A 24032-nucleotide genomic window follows, 5' to 3' on the forward strand; every position below is an offset into this window, starting at 1 on the left:
CTCAGGCCGCGAGGCCGCGGCCCTTGAGAAGCGCCTCCACCCCCGGCAACCGGCCACGGAACGCAACGTAGAGCTCTGCCGCGTCCTGACTGCCGCCGGTCGACAGGATATGGTCCTCAAGCGCTGCCGCGCGCTCTGCGTCGAAAGCACCGCCAGCCTCGCGGAATGCCTCGAACGCATCGGCGTCCATCACTTCGGACCACATGTAGCTGTAATAGCCGCTGGAGTATCCGTCGCCGGAGAAGACATGGGCGAAATGCGGGGTGGCATGGCGCATCGTGATCGCCTCTGGCATCCCCAGCCGCGACAGGACCTCGGCCTGTTTGGCCATCGGATCTTCCGGCACCCCTTCGTCGTGGAAAGCCAGATCGACCAGCGCCGAGGCGACGTATTCGACCGTCTGGAACCCCATGTCATAGGTCGCGGCACCCAGCACCTTGTCCAGCATCTCTTTGGGCATCGGCGCGCCCGTGCGTGCGTGGGTCGCGAATTCGCCCAGCACTTCGGGCACCTCCAGCCAGTGCTCATAGAGTTGGCTGGGCAGTTCGACGAAATCACGCGCCACCGATGTGCCGCTGACGCTTTCGTAGGTCACATCGGACAGCATCTGGTGAAGCGCATGGCCGAATTCGTGGAACAGCGTGCGCGCATCGTCATAGGACAGAAGTGCCGGATCACCCTTGGCGAAGTTGCACACGTTGATGACGATGGGGGATTGGGTTTCGGGAAATTTGGCCTGGCTGCGCATTGCCGAACACCATGCCCCCGACCGCTTCGATCCGCGTGCGAAATAGTCCCCGATGAAGACAGCACAATGGGCACCCTCGCGGGTCACTTCCCAGGCGCGGCAATCGGGATGGTACAGCGGGATATCCAGCGGTTTGAACTCCAGCCCGAACAGCCGGTTGGCGCATGCAAAAGACGCCTCGATCATCCGGTCGAGCTGGAAGTACGGTTTCAGTTCCGCCTCGTCCAGATCGTGCTCGGCGGCGCGCCGCTTTTCGGAATAGTAATGCCAGTCCCACGGGGCCAGATCGTCGTTCACCCCGTCGCGGCGCATCATCTCCTGCAAGACCTGCGCATCCGCTTCGGCCTGCGCGCGCGCGGGCTCCCACACGGCCATCAGCAGGTCGCGCACCGCTTCCGGTGTCTTGGCCATTTCGGTTTCCAGCTTGTAGGTCGCGAAGTTTTCGTACCCCAAGAGTTCGGCCCGCTCCTGACGCAGCTTGAGGATCTCGGCCGCGATATCACGGTTGTCGGTCTCTCCGCCATTCGCACCGCGCGACACCCACGCGCGGTGGGCGCGTTCGCGCAGGTCGCGGCGCGGGCAGAATTGCAGGAACGGCGTGATCAGCGACCGCGACAGGGTGACAACGGGGCCGTCCGCGTCTTTCTCCGCCCCTGCGGCGCGGGCCGTGTCGATCACGAAATCGGGCAACCCTTGCAGATCGTCTTCTTCCAGCTTCATGAACCACGACCGCTCGTCCGCCAGAAGGTTCTGCGTGAACTGGGTGCCAAGGCTGGCCAGCCGCCCCTTGATCTCTTTCAGGCGCGCATCCTCGGCACCTTCCAATGCCGCACCGGAGCGGACGAAACCACGGTGGGTCAGCATCAGCACACGGGCCTGTTCATCGGTCAGATCCAGCGTATCGCCCTGGTCCCACACCGCATCCAGCCGCCGGAACAACGCCTTGTTCGACGAAATATCGGCGAAATGCGCCGACAGCTTGGGCGAAAAGTCGCGCTGCAACGCTTCGCGTGCGGGATTGCTGTCGGCGCCCGCAACGGTGAAGAACGTGCCGAGCACACGGTCAAGGGACTGTCCTGCCGCCTCCAGCGCCTCGACTGTATTGGCAAAATCGGGGGCGTCGGGATTGGTCGCGATGGCCTCAATCTCGGCGTTGTGGGCGGCCAGCGCCGCGTCCAGCGCCGGGGCAAAATCCTCGTCCTTGATCTTGTCGAAAGGGGCGATCGCGAAGGGGGTAGTCCAGTCCTGCAAAAGCGGATTGTTGGGCGTTGTCATGAGGGAAATCTCCTTTGCCGTACAAGCTAGGGCGGGGTGTCGGGGGTTACAACGCCCCTGCGCCGATCAGCCCTGCAAGGCGCCGCAGGTCGGACAATCGGCGCGCGGTTTCAGACCGATCTGGCGGCTTTCCCCGTACAGCGCATCGTAGATCGCCATCGACCCGCGCAAGGGCGCGCCCGCGCCTGTCAGCAGCTTGACCGCTTCCACCGCCATCATCGATCCCACGACGCCGGGCAGCGGACCGATAACGCCCGCCTCGGCACAGGAAGGGGCCAGATGCGGCGCGGGGGCTTGCGGAAAAATACAGCGGTAGCACGGCGCGCCCTTGGCGGGATCGAAAACGCTGACCTGCCCTTCCCATTGCGACAACGCGCCGGAGATCAGCGGCAGCCCCGCCGCCACACAGGTTTCGTTCACCAGATAGCGGGTATCGAAATTATCGCAGCCGTCGATGACGAGATCATAGTCCGCGAAAAGCTCGGCTGCGATCTCGGCGTCCAGACGGCGGTGATAGGGGAGGACCCGCACGAAGGGGTTCTGGGCCTGCATCTCGGACTGGGCCGAGAAAACCTTGGGCATGCCGATGGATGCATCCTTGTGGATGACCTGCCGTTGCAGGTTCGCACCTTCGACGCTGTCGTCGTCGATCACCCCGATGGTGCCCACGCCGGCCGCCGCGAGATATTGCAGCACCGGTGCGCCCAGACCGCCCGCACCCACAACCAGAACACGTGCATTCTTCAGGGCCTTTTGGCCCGCGCCGCCGACTTCGCGCAGGACGATGTGGCGGGCATAGCGGTTCAGTTCCACCTCGGAAAAGCTGTCGGGTTTTCCGGCGGGCTGGACCTCTTGGCGGATATCGACGCCGGTGCGCCCGCGCAGGCCACGGATCAGGCGTGCGTACAGCCAGACAAGAGCGCCGATGCCCACGAGGATCAGCCAGATCGCAGCGCTGCCACCTGTCGCCTCGCGCAGCGGGTGGCCGTCGGGCAGCACCAGCTGGATTGCGATCGCGGCAACCAGCAGCAGGCCCAGCGCCGGCCAGCGCGCCGACCGTGGGGTGCCCATCAGCGCACCAATCCCCCAGATCACGGCGGCAAGAAAAAGGACAAGCATGGCTACTCCGTTCCGGTGGATCCAAAGCCGCCTGCCCCGCGCACTGTCGGGTCCAGATCGGCTACGGCGGTGAACCTAGCCTGCGGTGCGGGCGCGACCACCATCTGGGCGATGCGCATGCCGTGGACGATCTCGAACGGGGCATCGCCCGCGTTCATCACGATGATCCCCAGGGGGCCACGATAGTCCGCGTCGATGGTGCCGGGGCTGTTGGGCAGCATTATCCCGTGTTTCAGCGCAAGGCCCGACCGCGGGCGTATCTGCGCCTCGTACCCCTGCGGCACGGCGATACGCAGGCCTGTGGGCACCAGTGCGCGCGCACCGGGGCGCAGCGTGATCGCCGCGCGATCCGGCAGGTTCGCGCGCAGATCCGCACCCGCCGCGCCGGGCGTTTCGTAGCGGGGCAGTCCCAGCGATTGGTCCGCCTCCGGTTCCCACGCGAGCCGCACCTCGGGCGTCATTGCGCGAGCGCCTGCGCGATCCGCTCCGCGAGCTTGGCGGCGACCGCGTCCTTGCCCATGCGCGGCCAGCTTTCCGCGCCGCTTTCGGTAATCAGGGTGACCGCGTTTTCTGCCCCCCCCATGATCCCCGTCGCGGGCGACACATCGTTGGCGACGATCCAGTCGCAGCCCTTGCGGGCACGTTTCGCCGTGGCGTTGGCGATCACCTCATCGGTTTCAGCGGCAAAGCCCACGACAAGCGCCGGACGCCCCGTCTGCATCTGGCTGACACCGCGCAGGATATCGGGATTTTCCGCGAAGGACAGATCGGGCAAACCGTCTTTGGATTTCTTGAGCTTGCGCTCGCTGGCCGAGGACACGCGCCAGTCCGCCACGGCGGCGGCGAAGACACCGGCATCCACCGGCAGCGCCGCTTCGACGGCATCTTTCATCTGCTGCGCGGTTTCGACCCGCACGACATGAACGCCTTCGGGTGGGGGCACGTCCGCCGGTCCGGTCACGAACACCACCTCTGCACCAAGTGCCGCCAACGCGCGCGCAAGCGCCGTGCCCTGCGCCCCGGAGGACCGGTTGGCGATATAGCGCACGGGGTCAATGGGTTCATGCGTGGGGCCAGAGGTCACCAGGATGCGTTTGCCCTTGAGCGGGCCATCGCCCAGCTGTGCCTCGATCGCGGCGACGATCTCCATCGGTTCAGACATCCGGCCGGGCCCGTATTCACCGCAGGCCATATCGCCGGAATTCGGACCCACCACGGCGATGCCGTCCGCCCGCAATGTCGCAAGGTTGCGCTGGGTCGCCGCATGTTCCCACATGCGCACGTTCATCGCAGGCACGATCATCACCGGCGTATCCGTCGCAAGCAGCAGGGTGGAGGCCAGATCATTCGCATGCCCTTGCGCCATCTTGGCCATCAGATCCGCCGTGGCGGGGGCGACAACCACCAGATCGGCGACACGCGACAACTGGATATGGCCCATCTCAGCCTCGTCCCCGAGGTCGAAGAGATCGCGAAAGACCTTGCGACCCGCGAGTGCCGACACCGACAGGGGGGTGACGAATTCCTCGCCCGCGCGGGTCAGCACCGGCGTTACCTCTGCGCCGCGTTCGCGCAGACGCCGGATCAGGTCGAGCGTTTTGAACGCTGCGATGCCGCCGCCGATGATCAGCAGAATATGTTTTCCCGCCAGCATGATACGTCCCCTCCGGCCCATGGATCACCGCGCAGCATAGGCGGGTGGTCGCGGCTACGCCAGCCCTCAGTCCGCGAAGACCGCGCAGGGATCGCCGCGCTCAGGCGCGGGCGAGGCAAGGGTCAGATCCCCGCCGCCGGGCACTGTGCCCTCCGGTTCGGCCTGAAGCAGCGTAAAGACGACAGTGCGCGGCGCGGCGTGGGCCAGCAGCGCTGGAACGCCCCAGTCGGCCCGCGCATGGCCGTTTCCGGTGATCACGGCGACAGGTCCGCCGGTATCGCTGAGCGCGGTCAGCGTGACATCGGCCAGCATCATATCACGCAGCCGCTGGGCATCGACCATGACCGGAAGCATCTCTGCCGGAAGCGCGCCGCAATGCGCCGCGTCCTGCATCGCCTCGCGTGTTTCCTGCTCTGCTTCGGAAGGCGGGACATCCAGACCGTAGCGCGATGCCAGCGGATGCTGCGAAAGCGGTGTCTGCAGCGCGTTCTGCACGGCACTGCGCGGCAGTCCGGCACCGTAGATCACCGCATCGGGTGCGGCGGCAAAGATCGGGTAGTACATGGCGAAATCGGGCCATCCGCTGTCGGCCCAGCCCAGCGCCTGCTCCAGTACGCCGGCATCGCTGCGCGGCACATCTGCTGCCCTGTCAGCCTGCGCGGGTGTCAGCATCTCGAACACGATGGCTGCGGGTGCGAGTTCGCCAACCCACTCCGCCTGCCGCCGGTGGTGATCGGGATTGTCATGTTGTTCGCCCAGAATAACAACATCCGCCTGCCGCGCGCCGGACGGCACATCGGCAGCGGCAGAAGACGCAAAAAGCGCGGCACCAGCGGCCGCGCTTCGCGCTATTTCAAAGAATGTCACCCGCGTCACGCAAGGAAGTGGAAGACTTCCTGCGACTGAAGCTCGAGCGACTTGCGCATTTTCGTGAATGCAGCCGCTTCGAGCTGGCGCACACGTTCCTTGCTGAGCTTGAGTTCCTGTCCGAGGCTTTCAAGGGTACGCGGCGTGTCACGCAACTTGCGCTCGCGGACGATGAACTGTTCGCGCTCATTCAGAGCGGACAAGGCATTGACCAGCCACGCGCGCAATTGCGCGATGTCGTGGCTTTCCTCGACACGCTCGGCAGCCTGCGCGCTGTCATCTTCCAGAGCGTCGATCCACTCGCGGCCCTCGTCCTCGGTGCTTTGGGTCGCATTGAGCGAGTAGTCGGAGCCGGAAAGGCGCCCTTCCATCATCTCTACATCGTGCAGCGGTACACCGATCTCGGTCGAGATCATCTGGCGCAGCTGGTGCTTGTCCAGTGTTTCACCGGCGGATGCGGCTTCACGCTCCAGACGTGCCTGCACCCGGCGCATGTTGAAGAAAAGGGACTTCTGGGAAGAGGTGGAGCCGGTGCGCACCATCGACCAGTTGCGCATCACGTGGTCCTGGATCGAGGCTTTGATCCACCAGACGGCATACGTCGAGAAGCGAACGCCGCGGTCGGGATCAAACTTGTCCGCGGCTTTCATCAGGCCAAGGCCGGCTTCCTGGATCAGGTCGTTCATCGGGGCGCCGTAGCGTTTGAATTTCGACGCCATCGAGATCGCAAGGCGCATGTAAGCAGTGATCAGACGGTGAAGGGATTCTTCGCACCGCTCGTCCCGCCAGGCATATGCCAGTCGCAATTCCGTTTCGGCGTCCAGCAGTTCCGCCTTCATCGCGGTACGTGTGAGTGAAAAATCCTGTGCAGTGCCCAGTGCCATTCTACGTCTCCCGTGTGAACGAAATGCCGCCTTGTGGTGGCTATTTGAAGTTACTACGCATGAAAGTGCATATTGGTTCACAAAAGGTTTCGGAAAATGTTGCCCAAGGGGACACTCGTACTAGGCGGCGCCGCTTCGGGCAAATCCGAATGGGCCGAAAATCTTTTGATATCCAGCGGGTTGCAATTGGTGTACCTCGCGACGGGTAGAATTGAAGACGACGAGACAAATGAGCGGGTCGCCGCGCACAAGAAGCGTCGCGACAGCCGCTGGACAACAGTCGAAACGCCACTTGAGCTGGGGCCATCGCTGGCAAAGCTCGACCCCTCGACACCCGTTCTGGTTGATTGCGCGACGATGTGGCTGAGCAACCAGATGATGGCCGAAGCGGATCTGGAGGCGGCGCAAATCAGGCTGCTTGAAGCACTGCGCGGCTGCCCCGCACCGTGGGTCATGGTGACAAACGAGGTCGGGCACGGGATCGTGCCGGACAATCGGCTCGCCCGCCGGTTCCGCGAGGCGCAGGGCAGGCTCAACATCGCCCTCGCGGCAGAGGCGGATCTGGCCGTCATGGTGATCGCGGGCCTTCCTCAAGTCTTGAAAGGAGAGCTACCATGACGGTCTGGCACTGGGTCCGGCACGGGCCGACACATGAGAAAACCTTTGTAGGCTGGCGCGATGTGCCCGCCGATCTGTCCGATACCGGCCTCATTGACCGGGTGCGCGCCCACCTGCCTGACAAGGCGCTGCTGGTCTCTTCGGATCTGGTCCGCGCCCGTGAAACCGCGCTGGCCCTGCAAGGGCCCGGCCACAGGTTGCTTGCCCCGCACAGCGATCTGCGCGAAATCCACTTCGGTGCCTGGGACGGAATGCATTTCAAGGATGTCGCGGCCCGCGATCCCGAACTCAGCCGTGCCTTCTGGGAAAAACCCGGCGATGTGCAGGCACCGGGCGGAGAAAGCTGGAACCAGACGCGGGCACGGGTGGATGCGCTGGTCGACGAGTTGAACACACAACACCCGCAAGCGCATATCATTGCGGTCGCGCATTTCGGTGTGATCCTGACGCAGGTCCAGCGCGCGCTCGGCGTCACGGCCTATGAGGCGATGGCGCATAAGATCGACAACATCTCGGTCACGCGGCTGACGCATGAAAGCGGCATATGGCAGGCAGCGCAGATCAATCACGTTCCGTGATGGACCACGTCACAAAACGGCGTTTGCCGGACACAGGCCAACCGGAATAAGACATGTCGCATGACATATGATCTCTTTATCGGTGACCGCCTGTTTTCAAGCTGGTCCTTGCGCGGCTGGCTGATGCTGCGAAAATTCGACCTACCCCACCGGATCCATCTGGTGGGGCTCTACAGCGGCACGATGGCTGACGATCTGGCAGCCCTCGCGCCCGCGCGCCTGGTGCCGACCCTTCGCACCCCCGAAGGGACGGTCATCGGCGAAACCATCGCCATGGCGGAAACACTGGCCGAGCGTCATCCCGAGGCGCGCATGTGGCCCGAGGACCCCGATGCGCGCGCCCGCGCCCGATGGCTCTGCGCCGAAATGGCATCCGGCTTCGCGGCCCTGCGCGACGGTTGCCCGATGCAACTGCGCCATGTGGATGGCGGTTTCGTGCCCGACGACGCCATTCTGGCGGATCTGGCGCGGATCGAAACCCTATGGTCGCACGCGCGCGCAGCAGCCGAAGCGGGACCGTGGCTTTTCGGGCGATACACACTTGCCGATGCTTTTTACGCGCCCGTTTGCGCGCGTATTGCAGGCTACGGCCTGCCTGTGTCCGACGCCGCGCGCGCCTATTGCGAGACAACGCTGACCGACCCTGATTTCAAAGAGTGGCGGACCGAAGCGCTCGGAGAGAGCCATGATCCGTTTCCCTATCCGCCCATCGGCAATCCCGAGCCGTGGCCAGTGTCTGGAACCGTGCGTTAACCAATCTTAAAGGACTCCTGCCTATTCCTTAACGCTGGCTGCGGTCGCGCGGCCAGCCACAGGAGAATCCGAATGGTCTCGCGCGCCTATAGCGTTGCATTTCAGGGCGTAGAGGCCCGCCCGGTCGAAGTGCAATGCGCCGTAACGCCGGGATTGCCCGCATTTTCCATTGTCGGCCTGCCCGACAAGGCCGTGTCAGAAGCGCGCGACCGTGTCCGCACGGCGCTGGCGTCACTGGCTATCGCGCTGCCGAGCAAAAGGATCACCATCAATCTCAGCCCGGCGGACCTTCCCAAGGAAGGCAGCCATTTCGACCTGCCCATCGCGCTGTCGTTGCTTGCGGCACTCGAAATCCTGCCGGGTGATGTGATCGAGGGTGTTGTATCGCTCGGAGAGCTATCGCTCGACGGGGCGCTGATCCCGGTTGTCGGGGCGCTGCCGGCGGCTATGGCGGCGGCGGCGGACGACCGCAGCCTGCTGTGCCCCGAAGGGTCGGGGGCAGAAGCGGCATGGGTGAATGCCTGTCAGGTCATCGCCGCACGAACGCTGGGCGATGTCGTGCGTCATTATACCGGTCAGGTCCCCCTGCCGCCCGCCGAACCCGGTGAAGTGTCGGCTCCGCCGCAGGGGCGCGACCTGCGCGATGTGAAGGGACAGGAACGGGGCAAGCGCGCCCTCGAAATCGCGGCTGCCGGGCGGCATCACCTTCTGCTGGTGGGCACGCCCGGATCGGGGAAATCGATGCTGGCCGCGCGGCTTCCGTCGATCCTGCCCCCGCTCACCGCCGTCGAGGCGCTGGAGACATCAATGATACATTCCATCGCCGGCCTGCTGGACGAAGGCGGCATATCGCGCTCCCGCCCGTTCCGCGAGCCGCATCACACCGCGTCGATGGCCGCGATCATCGGTGGCGGGCGGCAGGCCAAACCCGGCGAAGTCAGCCTTGCCCACAATGGCGTCCTGTTCATGGACGAATTCCCCGAGTTTCCGCGCACCGTGCTTGAAACCCTGCGCCAGCCCATCGAAACCGGCGAGGTGACCGTCGCGCGCGCCAACGCGCATGTCCGCTATCCCTGCCGCTTCTTGCTGGTGGCGGCGGCCAACCCGTGCAAATGCGGCTACCTGCCGGACCCCGCGCGCGCCTGCAGCCGGGCGCCCGCATGTGGGGAGGATTACATGGCGCGGATCTCGGGACCGTTGATCGACCGGTTCGACCTGCGTGTAGATGTACCGCCGGTGGCGTTCACCGACCTCGATCTGCCGTCATCGGAGGAGGGATCGGCCGAGGTGGCAGAGCGCGTTGGCACCGCCCGCGATATCCAGCAACGCAGGTTCGGAAAGGATGCACATTCACGCTGCAATGCGGATGCCGAAGGCGAGGTGCTGGAACGGATCGCCGCGCCCGATGGCGACGGGCGCGAACTGTTGCTGAAAGCGGCAGACAGGTTCGGGCTATCGGCGCGCGGCTACCACCGCGTTCTGCGCGTGGCCCGGACCATCGCCGACCTCGACGGGTCGGAGACTGTGCGCAAGCCCCATATCGCCGAAGCGCTCAGTTTTCGCGTCCCCAGCCTTGTTGTTGCCTGATCCACGCGGCCAGCCGGTCGAGTGTCACGCGGGCTTCCGGAAGGATGTTGTGAAACAGCGGCCAGACGTGCGGCAGATCGGCTTCCTCGCATAGCTCAACGCATACCCCGTCGCGGCGCAGTACATCGGCGAGCCTGCGCGCATCGTCACACAGGATTTCGGTATCGCCGACTGTGATCCACGAGGGCGGCGCGCCATCGAAACGACCGAACAGCGGGCTGACGCGGGGCTCTTGCGGGTCCGCGCCGCACAGGAAGGTCTCGGCAAGCTCCGCGGTGCGTTCCGCCGGCAGCATCACCTCGGCCTCGGCGTTCGATCGCAGGCTATCGCCGCTGGCGGTAAGATCGGTCAGCGGCGAGAAAGCGAACACCGCGCCCGGGCGCGGCCTGCCTTCGGCGCAGAGTGCCGCGATCAGGCCGAAGGCCAGCGCGCCACCGGCGCTATCGCCCCCCACCACCACCGACGCCGGATCGATCCCGTCCGCGATCAGCGCGTCCCAAGCAGCGCGCACATCTTCGGGGGCGGCCGGAAAGGGCGCTTCCGGGGCCAGACGGTACTGCGGCATCACCACGCGCGCGCCCAAGCGCTGCCCGATCTGGGCGGCCATCGCACGATGGGTGTCGGGGCTGCCGAAGACGAAACCGCCACCGTGGATATAGAAAACCGTGCGGTTGGGCTGTTGGCCGCGCGGCGTGAGCTCCAGACAGCGAACGCCACCCCAGCGGCGCCAGATGCGGCGCGTCCCGCCGGGGGCAAAGAAGAACAGGCGCGCCTGTATTTCCAGCGACCGGCGTAGCGTGGCGGGCGCCGCAGTGCGCAGGCGCGGCTTCTCGATGCGGCGTAACCAGCCGTTGAGAAGCCGCTGCCGGCGGCTCACTTCAACCGCGCCTCGATCGCATCCCAGACCTTGCCCGCAATATTGACGCCATCGAAGCGCTCAAGCTCCTGAATGCCGGTGGGGGAGGTGACATTGATTTCCGTCAGGTAGTCCCCGATGACGTCGATGCCGACGAAAATCTGCCCTTTTTCCTTCAGCAATGGTCCGATCCGGTCGCAGATTTCGCGGTCTCGGTCGGTCAGGCCGACCTTTTCGGGACGCCCCCCCACATGCATGTTCGACCGTGTCTCGCCATCGGCCGGAACTCGGTTGATGGCGCCGACGCATTCCCCGTCGACGAGAATCACCCGCTTGTCGCCTTTGGACACAGCGGGCAGGAATTTCTGGACGATGAGCGGCTCACGGCTGAAGCCGGTGAACAGCTCGTACAGCGAACTGAGGTTGCTGTCGCCTTGCGTCAGTTTGAAAACCCCCGCCCCGCCGTTGCCGTAGAGCGGTTTCAGGATCACATCGCCATGCTTCTCGCGGAAGGCGCGGATGGTGTCGAGATCGCGCGCGATGGTTGTCGGCGGCGTCAGATCGGGAAAGTTCAGCACCAGCAGCTTTTCGGGATAATTGCGCACCCAGAACGGATCGTTGACCACAAGAGTGGTCTCGCGCAAACGGTCGAGCAGATGCGTCGACGTGATGTAATGCATGTCAAAGGGCGGGTCCTGGCGCAGCCAGACCACGTCGAACTCGGCCAGATCGACCTCCTTGCGCGGCCCGAGCTTTGCGGGATCACCCTCGACACGCTGAACGGTCATGTCATGACCGCGCGCCGTAACGCGGCCTTCCTGATAGGCCAGATGGTCGGGCGTATAGAAGAAAAGGCTGTGGCCCCGTGCCTGCGCCTCTTCGGCGAGGCGGAAAGTGCTGTCGGCGTTGATGTTGACGTCCCCGATCGGGTCCATCTGAAAGGCGATTTTCATAGGTTTGTCCTTGCTGTTGCCCATTAGATGGCAAAGCGAGGCGGTCAGCGCAATGGTGTCATCCGTGACCGAAAGCGTTTTCGATGATCCGTGTGTCCCCCTGCCCATTTACCAGCGCAACATCGAAGCGGACTTCGGTCAGGGTTCCGAGCGGGCTGTCGGACAGGTATTCTTCGGCGCATTTGTAGATACGCCGCATCTGCGCCGCGGTAACACGATCCGCCGCACGTTCGAAGCTGCGGCTCTGCTTCACCTCGACAAAGATCAATCCTTCACCGTCTTCCACGATCAGATCGACCTCGCCCGCGCGGCCCCGCCAGCGGGACCGGGCCACCGCAAAACCGCGCCGTTCATAGTCCTGTGCAATCCGGCCTTCCGCCGCCAGCCCCCCGTGATGGGCCATCGCACCGCGATGCTGGTTAACAGGTCCGGTCACAGTTCGCCCTTTCCATCCTCGCTTCGGTTCAACGTGAGCGCCATCTGGTATACGCGGCGACGCGGCTGCGCGTGGGCCGCGGCAACCGCATCGACCGCATCGCGCATCGACATCTCGCCCAGCGCCGCCTTCAGATCCTCTTCTATATCCTCGAGGTTAACAGTTTCTGAACGCCCGCGGTCCACCAGCACCACGATCTCGCCCTTGGGTTTTTCGGTGGCGTAGATTTCGGCGAGATCCGCCAGCGTGCCGCGCCGGACTTCCTCGAACCGCTTGGTCAATTCCCGGCAGACCGCAACCTGCCGGTCCGCGCCGAGCGCTTCGGCGGCATCTTTCAGCATGGCACCCAGACGTTTGGGCGATTCGTAGAAAACCAGCGTTGCCGCAGTGCCCGCGAGGGCTTGCAGCGCGCTTGTCCGGGCGGCTTTGGCAGCCGGCAGAAAACCGGCGAAATGAAACGCGTCCGTGGGCAGCCCCCCGAGCGCAAGCGCCGTGAGCACCGCGCTGGGCCCCGGTGCGCATGTCACCGGCACCCCCGCTTCGGTGGCGGCACGCGACAGTTCAAACCCCGGATCGGCAATGAGCGGCATACCCGCCTCTGACGCGTAGGCAACCGACTGACCCTCGCGCGCAGCGGCGACCAGACGGTCCACGGTGTTGCCGCCGCTATGGTCATGCAGCGCGACGATCCGGCGTCCGTCCAGCGCCACGCCGTGAATATCCATCAGTTTGCGCAGGCTGCGCGTATCTTCCGCGGCCAGCACATCCGCACTGGCCAATGTATCGAGAGCCCGCAGCGTGATGTCGCGCGCGGTTCCGATCGGAACGCCCACGAAAATAATTCCCGGTGCCAGTTTCTGCTTATGGATATTCAAAGCTGGACCCGCCTCTCGCACACTATATGATTGCCACCGATATCGCACGGCCCCAGGGGCGTGCCAATGACCGGGGAGTACCGTTACCATGTTTGCCATCCGCCGCGCCACGCAAAAGCTTATGCGCCTGATGTTGTTGCCTTTCGTCATGGTGGCACTCGCCGCCTGTGATCCCGCCAGCCTCGGTGGAATCGCATCCAGCGCGGGTCCGCGCATCGACACCAGCGCGCCGGTGCCGGTCGCGCTGCTGGTGCCGCGCGGTGGTTCCGCCTCGGACAATCTGCTGGCCAGCAACCTTGAAAACGCCGCGCGCATGGCGATCCGTGATCTCGACGGGGTCGCGATCGATTTGCGCGTCTACGGCACAGCCGGGCAAGCCAGCGTCGCGGCCAACGCGGCACGGCAGGCCGTCGCGGACGGGGCCAAGATCATCCTCGGGCCAGTCTACGGCGAAGCGGCGAATGCCGCGGGCGTGGCCGTTGCGGCGGACGGCGTCAACGTTCTGTCCTTCTCGAACAACACCACCATCGCCGGCGGCAACGTCTTCGTGCTCGGGCCCACCTTCAACACGACCGCGCAGCGCCTCGTGTCCTACGCCAAGCGCCAGAACCGGGACCGTATCGTCGTCGTCCACGCCAACGACATCGGTGGCCAGCTGGGCCGCAGCGCCATCGTCTCGGCGATCAACTCCAACGGTGCGACCCTCGCGGGATCCGTCGATTACGCGCTCAGCCAGGAAGCGGTGCAGGCGGCGGTTCCCCGCGTGAAGGCGGCAGTCGACGCGGGCAACGCGAACGCGATCTTCCTGACCGCGAACTCCGCCACGGCGCTGCCGCTGTTCGCGGACCGTCTGCCGACGGCGGGCGTCTCGCCTGCCAGCACGCAGTACATCGGCCTGACCCGTTGGGATATTCCCGCACAGACGCTGTCGCTGCCCGGTGTGCAGGGCGGATGGTTCGCACTGCCCGATCCGGGTGCCACCACCGCTTTCTCGGCCCGCTACAGTCAGGCTTACGGTGAGCGCCCTCTCGATATCGCGGGTCTTGCCTTTGACGGGATTGCGGCCATCGGCTCGCTTGTCAAAAGCGGCAAATCCAACGCGCTGACGGCTGCGGCACTGACACAGGGCGCCGGTTTCAAAGGCGCGAGCGGTATCTTCCGGCTGCGCAGCGACGGCACGAACGAGCGGGGCCTTGCGGTTGCGACGATCCGCAACAATCAGGTTGTCCTGCTGGAACAGGCACCACAGGCCTTCGGCGGCGCCGGGTTCTGAGCCAGCGCGTGCAAGACGTTCCAGACCTGAATGCAGAAGAAGCGACAGCGCCACGCCTTGTGGCGCTGCCGTTCGAAATTTTCGACGCCCCCGCGATCGCCGCGAAAATCGAGGCGCTGGCCAAGACCGACAGCGGGGCCTCCGAGCTGCGCAAAGGAGTGCTGGAGCTGCTGCGCGACGCCCAGCGCGACGCCAGGAGCATCATCGCCGAACGGTTCGCGCAAAGCCCGTTCGACGCGGCGGCGATGACATCGTCCTATACCTACCTGACAGATTGTCTGGTCAAGACCGTGCTCGACTTCACGGCCACGCATATTGCCCCGCCCCGGTCCGCCGCTGAGGGTAAATCCCTGTGTATCATCGCTGTCGGAGGCTACGGCCGCGGCGAGATGGCGCCGTTTTCGGACGTGGATCTGTTGTTCCTGACGCGGGACAAGATCACGCCCTGGGCAGAGCAGCTGATCGAGGCGATGCTCTACGTTCTGTGGGATCTGAAGCTGAAGGTCGGCCACTCCAGCCGCACGATCCGCGACTGCGTCAAGCTGGGCGCGGACGATTTCACCATCCAGACCGCGCTTCTGGAACACCGCTATGTCTGCGGCAACACGGCGCTGGCGCTCGACCTCGACAGGACATTGAAGAAAGACCTGTTTTCCGGCTCGGGCCGCGATTTCATCGAGGCGAAACTGGCCGAACGCGACAGCCGCCACATCAAGCAGGGCCAGCGCTATGTGGTGGAGCCGAACGTCAAGGAAGGCAAAGGCGGCCTGCGCGATCTGCAATCGCTGTTCTGGATCGCCAAATACATCCATGGTGTCGAACATTCCGCCGACCTCGTCCCCGAAGGGGTCTTCCGGATGGACGAGTACGAAACCTTCAAGGCAGCCGAGAATTTTCTCTGGGCGGTGCGCGGTCATCTCCATCTGCTGACCAACCGGCCCACGGAACAGCTGACGTTCGACATGCAGGTACAGGTCGCCGAGGCCATGCGCTACGAGGATCGCGGCGGCCGCCGCGCGGTCGAAGTGTTCATGCAGGCCTATTTCCGGCACGCGACGGCCGTGGGCGATCTGACCCGCATCTTCCTGACCAAACTCGAGGATATGCACGTCAAGTCCGAGCCGCTTCTTGAAAAGTTCTTCCGCCGCAAACCACGGATCAAGAACGGCTATGTCGTGGTGCACAACCGCATCGCGATCGACGACGATTCCACCTTCCTCAGTGATCCGCTGAACCTGCTGCGCATTTTCGAGGAAGCGCTTCGCACGGGCATGCTGATCCATCCCGACGCCATGCGGACGGTCAAGGCGAACCTCCACCTGATCGACGACACCCTGCGCACCACGCCTGAGGCGCAACGCATCTTTCTGGATCTGCTGCTCAAGCACGGCAACCCCGAACGCGCGCTCAGGCGCATGAACGAATTGGGCGTGCTGGCCGCTTTCATCCCCGAGTTCGAGCCGATCGTGGCGATGATGCAGTTCAACATGTACCACAGCTACACGGTGGACGAGCATACCATCCAGACCATCGCCCACCTCGCGATGATCGAGAAAGGCGAGCTGGAGGAAGAACTGCCCGTTGCGTCTTCGATCCTGCAACAGGGCGTGAACCGGCGTGTTCTTTATATCGCGCTGCTGCTGCACGACATCGGCAAGGGACGGGAAGAGGACCATTCCGTCCTCGGGGCCCAGATCGCGCGCAAGGTGGCCCCGCGGCTGGGTCTGAAACAGGACGAGGTCGATACAGTCGAATGGCTGGTGCGGTACCACCTGCTGATGTCGGACATGGCGCAGAAACGCGACATCGCCGATCCGCGCACCGTGCGGGACTTTGCCAAGGCGGTGCAGACGGTGCGCCGGCTTGATCTGCTGTGCGTTCTGACCGTATGCGACATCCGCGGTGTTGGCCCCGATACATGGAACAACTGGAAAGCGGCGCTGATCCGCGCGCTCTACCGCCAGACGAAACGCGGGCTTCAGACCGGGCTGGAAGACATCAACCGCTCCAACCGCGGCGCCGAGGCGAAAAAGGCGCTGCGCAAGGCGCTGCCTGACTGGCCCAAAAAGGTTCTCAAGGCCGAGACCGACCGCCACTATCCGCCGTACTGGCAGGGGCTGCACGTCACGGCACATGTCGCATTCGCCGAAATGCTGCGCGACATGACCGAGGACGCGATCCGGATCGACCTGTTTCCCGACAAGGACCGCGATGCGACCCGCGCCTGTTTTGTCATGGCCGACCATCCCGGCATCTTCGCCCGGCTCGCCGGCGCGCTGGCGCTTGTCGGGGCCAATGTGGTGGACGCGCGCAGCTATACCACCAAGGACGGTTATGTCACCGATGCCTTCTGGATTCAGGATTCCGAAGGCAATGCCTACGAGGCCAGCAAGCTGCCACGCCTGCGCCAGATGATCGAGCGGACCCTCCACGGAGAGGTCGTCGCCCGCGATGCGCTGAAATCGCGCGACAAGGTCAAGAAGCGCGAAAAGGCCTTCCGCGTGCCCACGTCGATCACCTTCGACAACGATGGCTCCGATATCTACACGATCATCGAGGTGGATACCCGCGACAGGCCCGGACTTCTCTACGATCTGGCACGGGTGCTGGCGGATTCCAACGTCTACATCGCCAACGCGGTCATCGCGACCTATGGCGCACAGGTGGTCGATACCTTCTACGTGAAGGATATGTTCGGGCTGAAATACTACTCCGAAAGCAAGCAGCGGGCGCTGGAACGGAATTTGCGCGAAGCTATCCTGAAAGGTGTAGAGCGCGCCGCCGAGGGCTGATTGTCAAGCAGGGCTCGTTTCAACCATATTTCTTATTCGTTATGCTCGGGCATTCGCAGTTTGTTAACTTCTTTCTGGCGGGGCGCACCCGATGTGCGCCGGACCGTTCCGGCGGTCGCCGCATCTGTGAACAGAAAGGATCCGAACATGGGTTATTCGAACACGATCAAGATTTCGCTGCTGGCCGGCGCTGTTGCTCTGGTCTCCGCCTGCTCGACCGAGCAGGTCGTCGACACCGGCTTCGATACCGGCGCCTTCGTGGGGCGCACTGCCGTCAAGGGCGCGGTGGGCGCTGGCAAACTGGCCTACCGCGGGACCGCTGCCGCCGTGCGCAGGGCGCAAACAACAGAATGATGCTGCCTGCATCATGCCTGCCTCGGGCGCGGCGTCAGTCGCGCCCCTTTTTCTTTGGCGCGTCCGCGTTACGTAGCGGCGAATGGATCTGACCCGAAACATCGCCACGCTGCCGTGGTATCGCTTCTGCGACAGCCTTCTATTCTGGCAGGCGATGTGGTTCCTGTATTTCCAGCAAAGCCTTTCGGGCGCAGAGGCCATCGTTCTCTATGCGGTTTACGACATTTCCGTCACCGTGCTTGAGGTGCCCTCAGGCTATTTTTCGGACCGTCTGGGCCGCAAGCCGACGCTGCTGTTGTCCGCGCTCTGCGGTATGCTGGGGTGCCTGACGCTGGCGCTCGGCGGCAGCTTTCTGGCTTTCGCGGCGGGCCAGGCGCTGATCGGTGCCGCTGCGGCTTTCCGGTCGGGCACGGACAGTTCGCTGATGTACGAATCCCTCGATGCGGCGGGCAGAGCCGGTGAAATCGAGGCACAGGAGGTCCGCCTTCTGCGGTACTCGCTGGCGGGGTTTGCCTTGTCGGCCTTTGCGGGCGGGGTGTTGGCGCTGTGGATGCCGGTCTTGCCCTTCTATGCTACCGCGCTGGCGTTTGCGGCGGCCCTTTTCCTTGCCGCGCGGCTGGTCGAGCCGCCGAAGGCGGTGCGCGGGCGCGACGCGACGCTGGCGGGCCTGCGGTCGCTGCGCCGCAGCTTTGGCAATCCGGTTCTGCAATGGCTCTTCGCGCTGGCAGTCGTGATGTACGGGTTCAGCCACCTTCCCTTCGTCTTCGGCCAGCCGTTTATCCGCGAGGCGCTGGACGGGATTGGCCTCGCCGCCGAAGCACCGCTGGTGTCGGGCGGTGTGTCGAGCGTGATGATGCTGGTATCGGTGGCCGTCTCGCTGGTGGCGCTTTCGGTGCGCAAGACCATCGGCCTGCCCGCGACCCTGCTTGTGGCCTTCGCGATGCAGATCGCACTCGTGGGCGCGCTTACCCTGTCGACGGCGGTGGTGGTGATCGCTGTGCTGGTGCTGCGCATGGTCCCTGACGCTTTGGCAAGCCCGTTCATCGTGGCGCGCATCCAGCCGCTTCTGTCAGGGGACAGCCGCGCGACGTATCTTTCCCTCCAGAGCCTTGCGGGAAAGCTGCTGTTCTCATCCACGCTGCTGTTTGCCGCCTCGGGCGCACAGTCGGCGGGGCTGCTTCCGGCCGAAGATCTCCAGCGGATCCTTGGCTGGTACGCGCTTGCCGGTCTGGGCTGTCTTGTCGCGCTCGGCCTTGCAGCGCGCAGCGTTCCGGTCGAGGATAGCTTGCGATGAGCGCCTGAAAGGCAGCAAAGAGCCCCGCGTTCAGAAAACCCGGTGCGCGCCCAAATGCTCTGGTGCGGCACCGGCAGCGAGTGCCGCATAGTGATCGAACAGCGTGTCACTGCCGGTCTCGGGGGTTGCCGCGGCGTCGTAGCACTGGCGCACCGCATCCCAGACCAGCATCGATTCAGTGGCGTAATACCGTCCGATCCGCGCCAGTTCGGCCTTTTGCGCCCATGGTTTGTGCAGCCCCCCCGCCAGCCCCAGACCGGCTGCGATCATGTCGATCATCCGCACCGGCACTCGCCGCACCCGCAGCGGGCGGCCCAGCGCGGCGCACAGGGCCTGCGCCTGCTCCATCGGTGTGATCGCAGGCCCCGGTCCGCCAATGGGCAGCACGGCGTTGCGCTTGTCGCTGTCGGTGACGCAGGACGCGATGAAACGGCCCAGATCGCGGTCGCTGATCGGCTTGCACGCCGTCAGTTGCCCGTCCCCGAATACCAGAAACGGTTTGCCTGCCCGCACCCGCTCCACCTGCCCGGACAGCGATTTGAAGTACGCCGTGGGCCGCACGATGGAGTGCACGATTTCGGACCGCTCCAGCGCCGCCTCGAAGGCCAGCTTTGCCTCCTGAAAAGCCAGTTTCGGTTTCTGGACACAGATCGCCGAGAGCAGGACGAACTGCGCGATCCCCGCCTCTTCTGCGGCGTTGAGCAGATTAAGCTGCGCGGCATAGTCGATTTCCCACGCGTCCTGCGGCGCGCCGCTGCGCGAGGCAAGGCAACTGACCACCGCGTCAAACCGCTGCCCGCGCAAGCCGTCCTCGCGCAGCGACCGCGCATCGCGGATGTCGCAGCGGCGATGGTCGCCACCGCTGCCGGGATCGCTGCGGCCCAGCGTGACAACCACATGCCCCGCAGCGACCAGCGCATCCAGCGTGGCACGCCCCGCAGTGCCCGTGGCACCGGTCAGAAGGATCCGCAAAGATGTCATTGCGCCACTCTCCGCCCAAAGCGGTCGCCGCGCAAGCCATCGCGTACAGAAGACAATTGCGTGGCCGCGCGGCAATCGCTACGCCACGCCCATGCGCCATGAAAGGGACAGAACATGAAACCCATCCGCCTGCTGAGCGGCTTCTTCACCGTGGGCCTCTGGACCCTTCTCAGCCGCGTCCTGGGTTTCGTCCGCGAAGTGATGATCCTGTCGCTGATCGGGCCCGGGCCGGTCATGGATGCCTTTGTGGCCGCCTTCCGCCTGCCCAACATGTTCCGCCGTTTCTTTGCCGAAGGCGCCTTCAACGCGGCATTCGTCCCGATGTTCTCGAAACGGCTCGAGGCGCAGGGCGATCCGCTGGACTTTGCGAAAACGGCGCTGTCCGGGCTGTTCTTTGTGGTGCTGGTGCTGACCGGTCTGGGCATGGTCTTCATGCCCGGTCTGGTCTGGCTTACCGCCGAAGGCTTTGCGGGCGATGCCCGGTTCGATCTGACGGTGGGATACGGGCGCATCGTGTTTCCCTATATCCTGTTCATGTCGCTCTCGGCCCTGTTTTCCGGCATCCTGAACGCAACCGGCCGGTTCGCGGTGGCGGCTGCGGCGCCGGTCCTGCTCAACATCTTTGTCATCTCGGCTCTGACATTTGCCGCGCTGACCGACAGCGCGGCCATTGACTGGCTGGTCTGGTCGATCCCGCTGGCCGGTATCGCGCAGCTGGCGCTCACCTGGCGGGCCGCTGCGGCTGCCGGTTTTCCGCTGCGCCCCGCCCGTCCGCGCTGGACGCCCGAAATGCGCAGCCTTGTCACTATCGCGCTGCCCGCGGCCTTGGCGTCGGGCGTGATGCAGATCAACCTCGTGGTCGGACAACTGGTCGCCTCGCAATATGACAAGGCGGTAAGCTGGCTCTTTGCTGCCGACCGGCTGTACCAGCTGCCGCTGGGCGTTGTGGGCATCGCCATCGGGATCGTACTGCTGCCGGATCTGTCGCGGCGTCTGGCCGCCGGTGACGACAGCGGCGCGCGCCATGCGCTCAGCCGTGCGGCAGAGGTGTCCATGGCACTGACGCTCCCCTCTGCCGTGGCCCTTCTGGTGATCCCGCTGACGCTGGTATCGGTGCTGTTCGAGCGTGGCGCATCCGGTGTCGACGATACCGCCGCCATCGCCACTGCCGTGATGATCTACGCGCTGGGGCTGCCGGCCTTTGTGCTGCAAAAACTGGTCCAGCCGCTCTATTTCGCGCGCGAGGACACCCGCCGCCCGTTCTATTTCGCCCTCGTGGCGATGATCGTGAACGCGGGCCTTGCCTTTGGTCTGGCGCCTGTCGTCGGCTGGCTGGCCCCCGCCATCGCCACCACCATCGCGGCGTGGGTGATGTACGCGCTTCTGACCATAGGCGCGCGCGGTTTCGGCGATGCGGTGCGGATGGACGACAGATTCCGCCGCCGCATCTGGCGGATCATCGCGGCGGCCGCAATCATGGGCGTGGTTCTGTGGTTCTTCAACGTGCAGCTCAACACGCTTCTGGCGCTGCCGTGGTGGCGCGGTCTCGGTCTGCTGATCCTCATGGTGATCGCCGCTGTCAGCTACTTTGGCGTCGGCCAGATGATCGGCGCCTTCCGCCTGCAGGAGTTTCGCGCGAACATGCGGCGCGGCGGCAAGGGCTGAGCCCGCTAGCGGTTGCGCATCCGCGCCAGCATCCGGCCCCATTCGCCCGGCGCGCACAGGAAACTGAACGCAAAGCCGGTGACAAAACCCGCAAGATCGGCAACCCAGCCGTTGCCGACCTCGGCGAACAGGCTCCAGACCAGTTGCAAGCCCATCAGGACGCCGATCAGGCTGAAGGCGCGCAACTGCTGGCCGCCTGTCCCCTCAAGCTTGCGCCAGAGCACGAAACTGTAACCGCCGATCAGGCCATAGACGGGCGGATAGGCCCCGACGAGCCAGACCGGATCGTCCAGAAACAGCCCGTAGGCCAGCGCACCGCCAATACCCGACAGAACGAACAGCGCCAGCATCGCCAGAGATCCCATCACTTCGGCGGCCATCTTGCCCAGGGCCACCATCAGAACGATGGCGATCAGACTGTGGGTAAAGCTCAGATGAATGAACGGATAGGTTACGAACCGCAGCAGATGCTCGATCGGCCATTGCCCCTGTTGCAGCATCGCGTCGAATATCTGACCCGAGAACCCCCAGTCTCGCACCAGATCGAGCCGCCAGCCGATCGCGCTGGGCCCGCCAACCAGCCCCGCCTCGCCAAGGCTGAGGCCTGCTTCGACGCCGGCCATTGCCAGAAACAGCAAGATCACAACGGCGGGGAGCGTATTGAAGGGCGGCTCGAACGCCGGATCGTCGTTTTCGTCTGACATTGCTGGGCCTTTCACAGGGGGGCCGCGCCACGCAGTTGACGCCGCACCCCGCCATGGGTAAGCCCATCGCGACCCCAATTCCAGCCCCATCGGAGCGTTCCATGACCGAGAGCCAATTCACCCCGCGCGTCTTCTCCGGCATCCAGCCTTCGGGCGGGCTGACGCTGGGCAACTATCTCGGGGCGATCAAGCGCTTCGTCGATATGCAGAACGCGGGCGATTTCGAAACAATCTATTGCATGGTCGATCTGCACGCGATCACCGTCTGGCAGGATCCCGAAAAGCTGCGCCACAACACCCGCGAACTGGCCGCAGGATTCATCGCGTCGGGCATCAGCCCCGAAAAATCCATTCTGATCAACCAAAGTCAGGTGCCCGAGCACGCGCAGCTTGCATGGATCTTCAACTGCGTCGCGCGCATGGGCTGGATGGGCCGCATGACCCAGTGGAAGGACAAGGCGGGCAAGAATGCCGAGGCCGCGTCGCTCGGGCTTTTCGGCTATCCCGCGCTGATGGCCGCCGACATCCTGATCTACCACGCCACGCATGTACCCGTGGGCGAGGACCAGAAGCAGCACCTCGAACTGACACGCGATATCGCGACAAAATTCAACCACGACTACGGCGTCGATTTCTTCCCGCTGACCGAACCGGTGATCGAAGGCGCCGCCACACGGGTGATGAGCCTGCGCGACGGATCGAAGAAGATGTCCAAAAGCGATCCGTCCGACGCCAGCCGCATCAACATGACCGACGATGCCGACGCCATCGCCAAGAAGATCCGCAAGGCCAAGACCGATCCGGATGCGCTGCCCTCGGAAGTGGCGGGCCTGAAGGACCGCCCCGAGGCGCGCAACCTCGTCAACATTTACGCAGCCCTCAGCGACCAGTCGGTCGAGGATGTGCTGCGCGAGGTCGGCGGCCAGCAGTTTGGTACGTTCAAACCGGCGCTGGCGGAACTTGCTGTCGCAAAGCTCGCCCCCATCTCGACCGAGATGGCGCGCCTGATGGATGACGTGGGCGAGATCGACAAGCTGCTGGCGAAGGGCGCCGAGCAGGCCCGCGAGATCACCGCACCAATCCTCAAGCGCACCTACGAAATCGTCGGCATGGTCGGCGCCTGATCCGTGCAGCGCCGCACAGGGGCGGCGCGCCGGTCGGGATAGCGCAGGCGCGCGCAGGGGGCTAGGGTGAAGGCCTAGACACAGCGCAGGAGCCTTGCCATGGCACACCCTCAAGTCGGTCACGTCCATCTGAAAGTCGCCAATCTGGACCGCGCGGTAGCGTTCTACCGCGACATACTGGGTTTTGACGTGATGGCCCGCATGGGCGACCGCGCGGCGTTTCTGGGCGCGGGCGGATACCACCACCACATCGGGCTGAACACCTGGGAAAGCGCGGACGGCACACCACCGCCACCGGGATCGACGGGCCTTTACCACGCGGCGTTTCTCTATCCCGACCGCGCAGCGCTCGGCGCGGTGATCGCGCGGGTTCTGGACGCCGGCATCGCGCTGGACGGGGCCGCCGATCACGGGGTCAGCGAAGCGGTTTATCTGCGCGACCCCGACCAGAACGGTGTCGAGCTTTACGTCGACAGGCCCCGCGCCGAGTGGCCGGTCAAGGCGGATGGCACCTATGACCTGATCAACGCACCGCTGGACGTGCAATCGATCATCGACGCGGCCCGTTAAGGTCTTTTTCGAAGTCTCTGAAACTCTCGGCGCGCGTTCTGCGTGGCTTCGGTCGTGCGCGGGCAATAACGC

Annotated in this window: 23 protein-coding genes; 11 read left to right on the forward strand and 12 right to left on the reverse strand. The window is 64.6% G+C overall.

Annotated features, from left to right (window positions below; genetic code table 11):
- Position 1 precedes the first annotated feature (1 nt).
- The 6 genes from ABMC89_RS17010 to ABMC89_RS17035 all read right to left on the reverse strand — a co-directional run bounded on the left by ABMC89_RS17010 (position 2) and on the right by ABMC89_RS17035 (position 6547).
- On the reverse strand, positions 2 to 2023 hold the full coding sequence (locus tag ABMC89_RS17010) for a M3 family metallopeptidase (RefSeq protein ID WP_349570049.1): 2022 nt from the start codon (positions 2021 to 2023) through the stop codon (positions 2 to 4).
- Positions 2024 to 2089: 66 nt separating this feature from the next.
- Positions 2090 to 3142 (reverse strand): HesA/MoeB/ThiF family protein, encoded by a 1053-nt coding sequence (locus ABMC89_RS17015; RefSeq protein WP_349570051.1) that lies wholly within the window; start codon positions 3140 to 3142, stop codon positions 2090 to 2092.
- A 2-nt stretch (positions 3143 to 3144) separates the two neighbouring features.
- A complete protein-coding gene (gene dut / locus ABMC89_RS17020) occupies positions 3145 to 3603 on the reverse strand; it encodes a dUTP diphosphatase (RefSeq protein WP_349570053.1) in 459 nt (152 codons plus the stop codon).
- Positions 3600 to 4796: a bifunctional phosphopantothenoylcysteine decarboxylase/phosphopantothenate--cysteine ligase CoaBC gene (gene coaBC / locus ABMC89_RS17025; RefSeq protein WP_349570055.1), complete on the reverse strand. Its 1197-nt coding sequence runs from the start codon at positions 4794 to 4796 to the stop codon at positions 3600 to 3602. Before coaBC ends, dut begins: the two co-directional genes overlap by 4 nt.
- Positions 4797 to 4862: 66 nt before the next feature.
- Positions 4863 to 5663, reverse strand: coding sequence for a ChaN family lipoprotein (locus ABMC89_RS17030; RefSeq protein WP_349570056.1), 801 nt, complete (start codon positions 5661 to 5663; stop codon positions 4863 to 4865).
- A 5-nt stretch (positions 5664 to 5668) separates the two neighbouring features.
- Complete coding sequence (locus tag ABMC89_RS17035; protein ID WP_349570058.1) at positions 5669 to 6547, reverse strand: RNA polymerase factor sigma-32; 879 nt, start codon at positions 6545 to 6547, stop codon at positions 5669 to 5671.
- A 96-nt stretch (positions 6548 to 6643) separates the two neighbouring features.
- On the opposite strand from ABMC89_RS17035, the gene cobU reads away from it, so the two are divergent.
- The 4 genes from cobU (at position 6644) to ABMC89_RS17055 (ending at position 10083) form a co-directional block, all read left to right on the forward strand.
- Positions 6644 to 7165: a bifunctional adenosylcobinamide kinase/adenosylcobinamide-phosphate guanylyltransferase gene (gene cobU, locus ABMC89_RS17040; RefSeq protein ID WP_349570060.1), complete on the forward strand. Its 522-nt coding sequence runs from the start codon at positions 6644 to 6646 to the stop codon at positions 7163 to 7165.
- Complete coding sequence (locus tag ABMC89_RS17045) at positions 7162 to 7743, forward strand: histidine phosphatase family protein (RefSeq protein WP_349570062.1); 582 nt, start codon at positions 7162 to 7164, stop codon at positions 7741 to 7743. The genes cobU and ABMC89_RS17045 overlap by 4 nt, the downstream gene beginning before the upstream one ends.
- A 60-nt stretch (positions 7744 to 7803) precedes the next feature.
- A complete protein-coding gene (locus ABMC89_RS17050) occupies positions 7804 to 8496 on the forward strand; it encodes a glutathione S-transferase (protein WP_349570064.1) in 693 nt (230 codons plus the stop codon).
- Positions 8497 to 8568: 72 nt separating this feature from the next.
- Positions 8569 to 10083 carry a YifB family Mg chelatase-like AAA ATPase gene (locus ABMC89_RS17055; protein ID WP_349570067.1) on the forward strand — a complete coding sequence of 505 codons (1515 nt, stop codon included), beginning with the start codon at positions 8569 to 8571 and terminating at the stop codon, positions 10081 to 10083.
- Here the strand turns inward: ABMC89_RS17055 and ABMC89_RS17060 are convergent.
- From ABMC89_RS17060 to rsmI, 4 genes are read right to left on the reverse strand one after another with little or no spacing between them, the layout of a single operon-like run.
- A complete protein-coding gene (locus tag ABMC89_RS17060) occupies positions 10049 to 10960 on the reverse strand; it encodes an alpha/beta hydrolase (protein ID WP_349570069.1) in 912 nt (303 codons plus the stop codon). The two genes, ABMC89_RS17055 and ABMC89_RS17060, sit on opposite strands and share 35 nt — an antisense overlap.
- Positions 10957 to 11892 carry a glutathione synthase gene (gshB, locus tag ABMC89_RS17065; RefSeq protein ID WP_349570071.1) on the reverse strand — a complete coding sequence of 312 codons (936 nt, stop codon included), beginning with the start codon at positions 11890 to 11892 and terminating at the stop codon, positions 10957 to 10959. The genes ABMC89_RS17060 and gshB overlap by 4 nt, the downstream gene beginning before the upstream one ends.
- Positions 11893 to 11950: 58 nt before the next feature.
- Entirely contained in the window at positions 11951 to 12328 is a 378-nt protein-coding gene (locus ABMC89_RS17070; protein WP_349570073.1) for a YraN family protein, read from the reverse strand.
- The gene (rsmI, locus tag ABMC89_RS17075; RefSeq protein ID WP_349570075.1) at positions 12325 to 13203 is read right to left on the reverse strand and encodes a 16S rRNA (cytidine(1402)-2'-O)-methyltransferase; all 879 of its coding nucleotides are present in this window, start codon (positions 13201 to 13203) and stop codon (positions 12325 to 12327) included. Before rsmI ends, ABMC89_RS17070 begins: the two co-directional genes overlap by 4 nt.
- A gap of 88 nt (positions 13204 to 13291) precedes the next feature.
- Here rsmI and ABMC89_RS17080 point away from each other — a divergent pair, with 88 nt between their 5' ends.
- The 4 genes from ABMC89_RS17080 (at position 13292) to ABMC89_RS17095 (ending at position 18916) form a co-directional block, all read left to right on the forward strand.
- A complete protein-coding gene (locus ABMC89_RS17080; protein ID WP_349570077.1) occupies positions 13292 to 14476 on the forward strand; it encodes a penicillin-binding protein activator in 1185 nt (394 codons plus the stop codon).
- 8 nt (positions 14477 to 14484) lie between these two features.
- Positions 14485 to 17268, forward strand: a complete 2784-nt coding sequence (locus tag ABMC89_RS17085; RefSeq protein WP_349570079.1) for a [protein-PII] uridylyltransferase — start codon at positions 14485 to 14487, stop codon at positions 17266 to 17268.
- 147 nt (positions 17269 to 17415) lie between these two features.
- The gene (locus tag ABMC89_RS17090) at positions 17416 to 17622 is read left to right on the forward strand and encodes a hypothetical protein (RefSeq protein ID WP_349570081.1); all 207 of its coding nucleotides are present in this window, start codon (positions 17416 to 17418) and stop codon (positions 17620 to 17622) included.
- A gap of 82 nt (positions 17623 to 17704) precedes the next feature.
- The gene (locus tag ABMC89_RS17095; RefSeq protein ID WP_349570083.1) at positions 17705 to 18916 is read left to right on the forward strand and encodes an MFS transporter; all 1212 of its coding nucleotides are present in this window, start codon (positions 17705 to 17707) and stop codon (positions 18914 to 18916) included.
- A gap of 30 nt (positions 18917 to 18946) precedes the next feature.
- Here ABMC89_RS17095 and ABMC89_RS17100 read toward each other — a convergent pair whose 3' ends face one another.
- Positions 18947 to 19897 carry an NAD(P)H-binding protein gene (locus ABMC89_RS17100; protein ID WP_349570085.1) on the reverse strand — a complete coding sequence of 317 codons (951 nt, stop codon included), beginning with the start codon at positions 19895 to 19897 and terminating at the stop codon, positions 18947 to 18949.
- 114 nt (positions 19898 to 20011) lie between these two features.
- Between ABMC89_RS17100 and murJ the strand changes: the two genes are divergently transcribed.
- On the forward strand, positions 20012 to 21562 hold the full coding sequence (murJ, locus tag ABMC89_RS17105) for a murein biosynthesis integral membrane protein MurJ (RefSeq protein ID WP_349570087.1): 1551 nt from the start codon (positions 20012 to 20014) through the stop codon (positions 21560 to 21562).
- A gap of 5 nt (positions 21563 to 21567) precedes the next feature.
- Here murJ and ABMC89_RS17110 read toward each other — a convergent pair whose 3' ends face one another.
- The gene (locus tag ABMC89_RS17110) at positions 21568 to 22266 is read right to left on the reverse strand and encodes a rhomboid family intramembrane serine protease (protein ID WP_349570089.1); all 699 of its coding nucleotides are present in this window, start codon (positions 22264 to 22266) and stop codon (positions 21568 to 21570) included.
- Positions 22267 to 22367: 101 nt separating this feature from the next.
- On the opposite strand from ABMC89_RS17110, the gene trpS reads away from it, so the two are divergent.
- Both trpS and ABMC89_RS17120 read left to right on the forward strand, forming a co-directional pair.
- Positions 22368 to 23390 carry a tryptophan--tRNA ligase gene (trpS, locus tag ABMC89_RS17115; RefSeq protein WP_349570091.1) on the forward strand — a complete coding sequence of 341 codons (1023 nt, stop codon included), beginning with the start codon at positions 22368 to 22370 and terminating at the stop codon, positions 23388 to 23390.
- A gap of 99 nt (positions 23391 to 23489) precedes the next feature.
- Entirely contained in the window at positions 23490 to 23960 is a 471-nt protein-coding gene (locus ABMC89_RS17120) for a VOC family protein (protein WP_349570093.1), read from the forward strand.
- The last annotated feature ends 72 nt before the right edge of the window (positions 23961 to 24032 follow it).

This window comes from Sulfitobacter sp. HNIBRBA3233 (genome assembly GCF_040149665.1).
Classification (GTDB): Bacteria; Pseudomonadota; Alphaproteobacteria; order Rhodobacterales; family Rhodobacteraceae; genus Sulfitobacter; species Sulfitobacter marinivivus.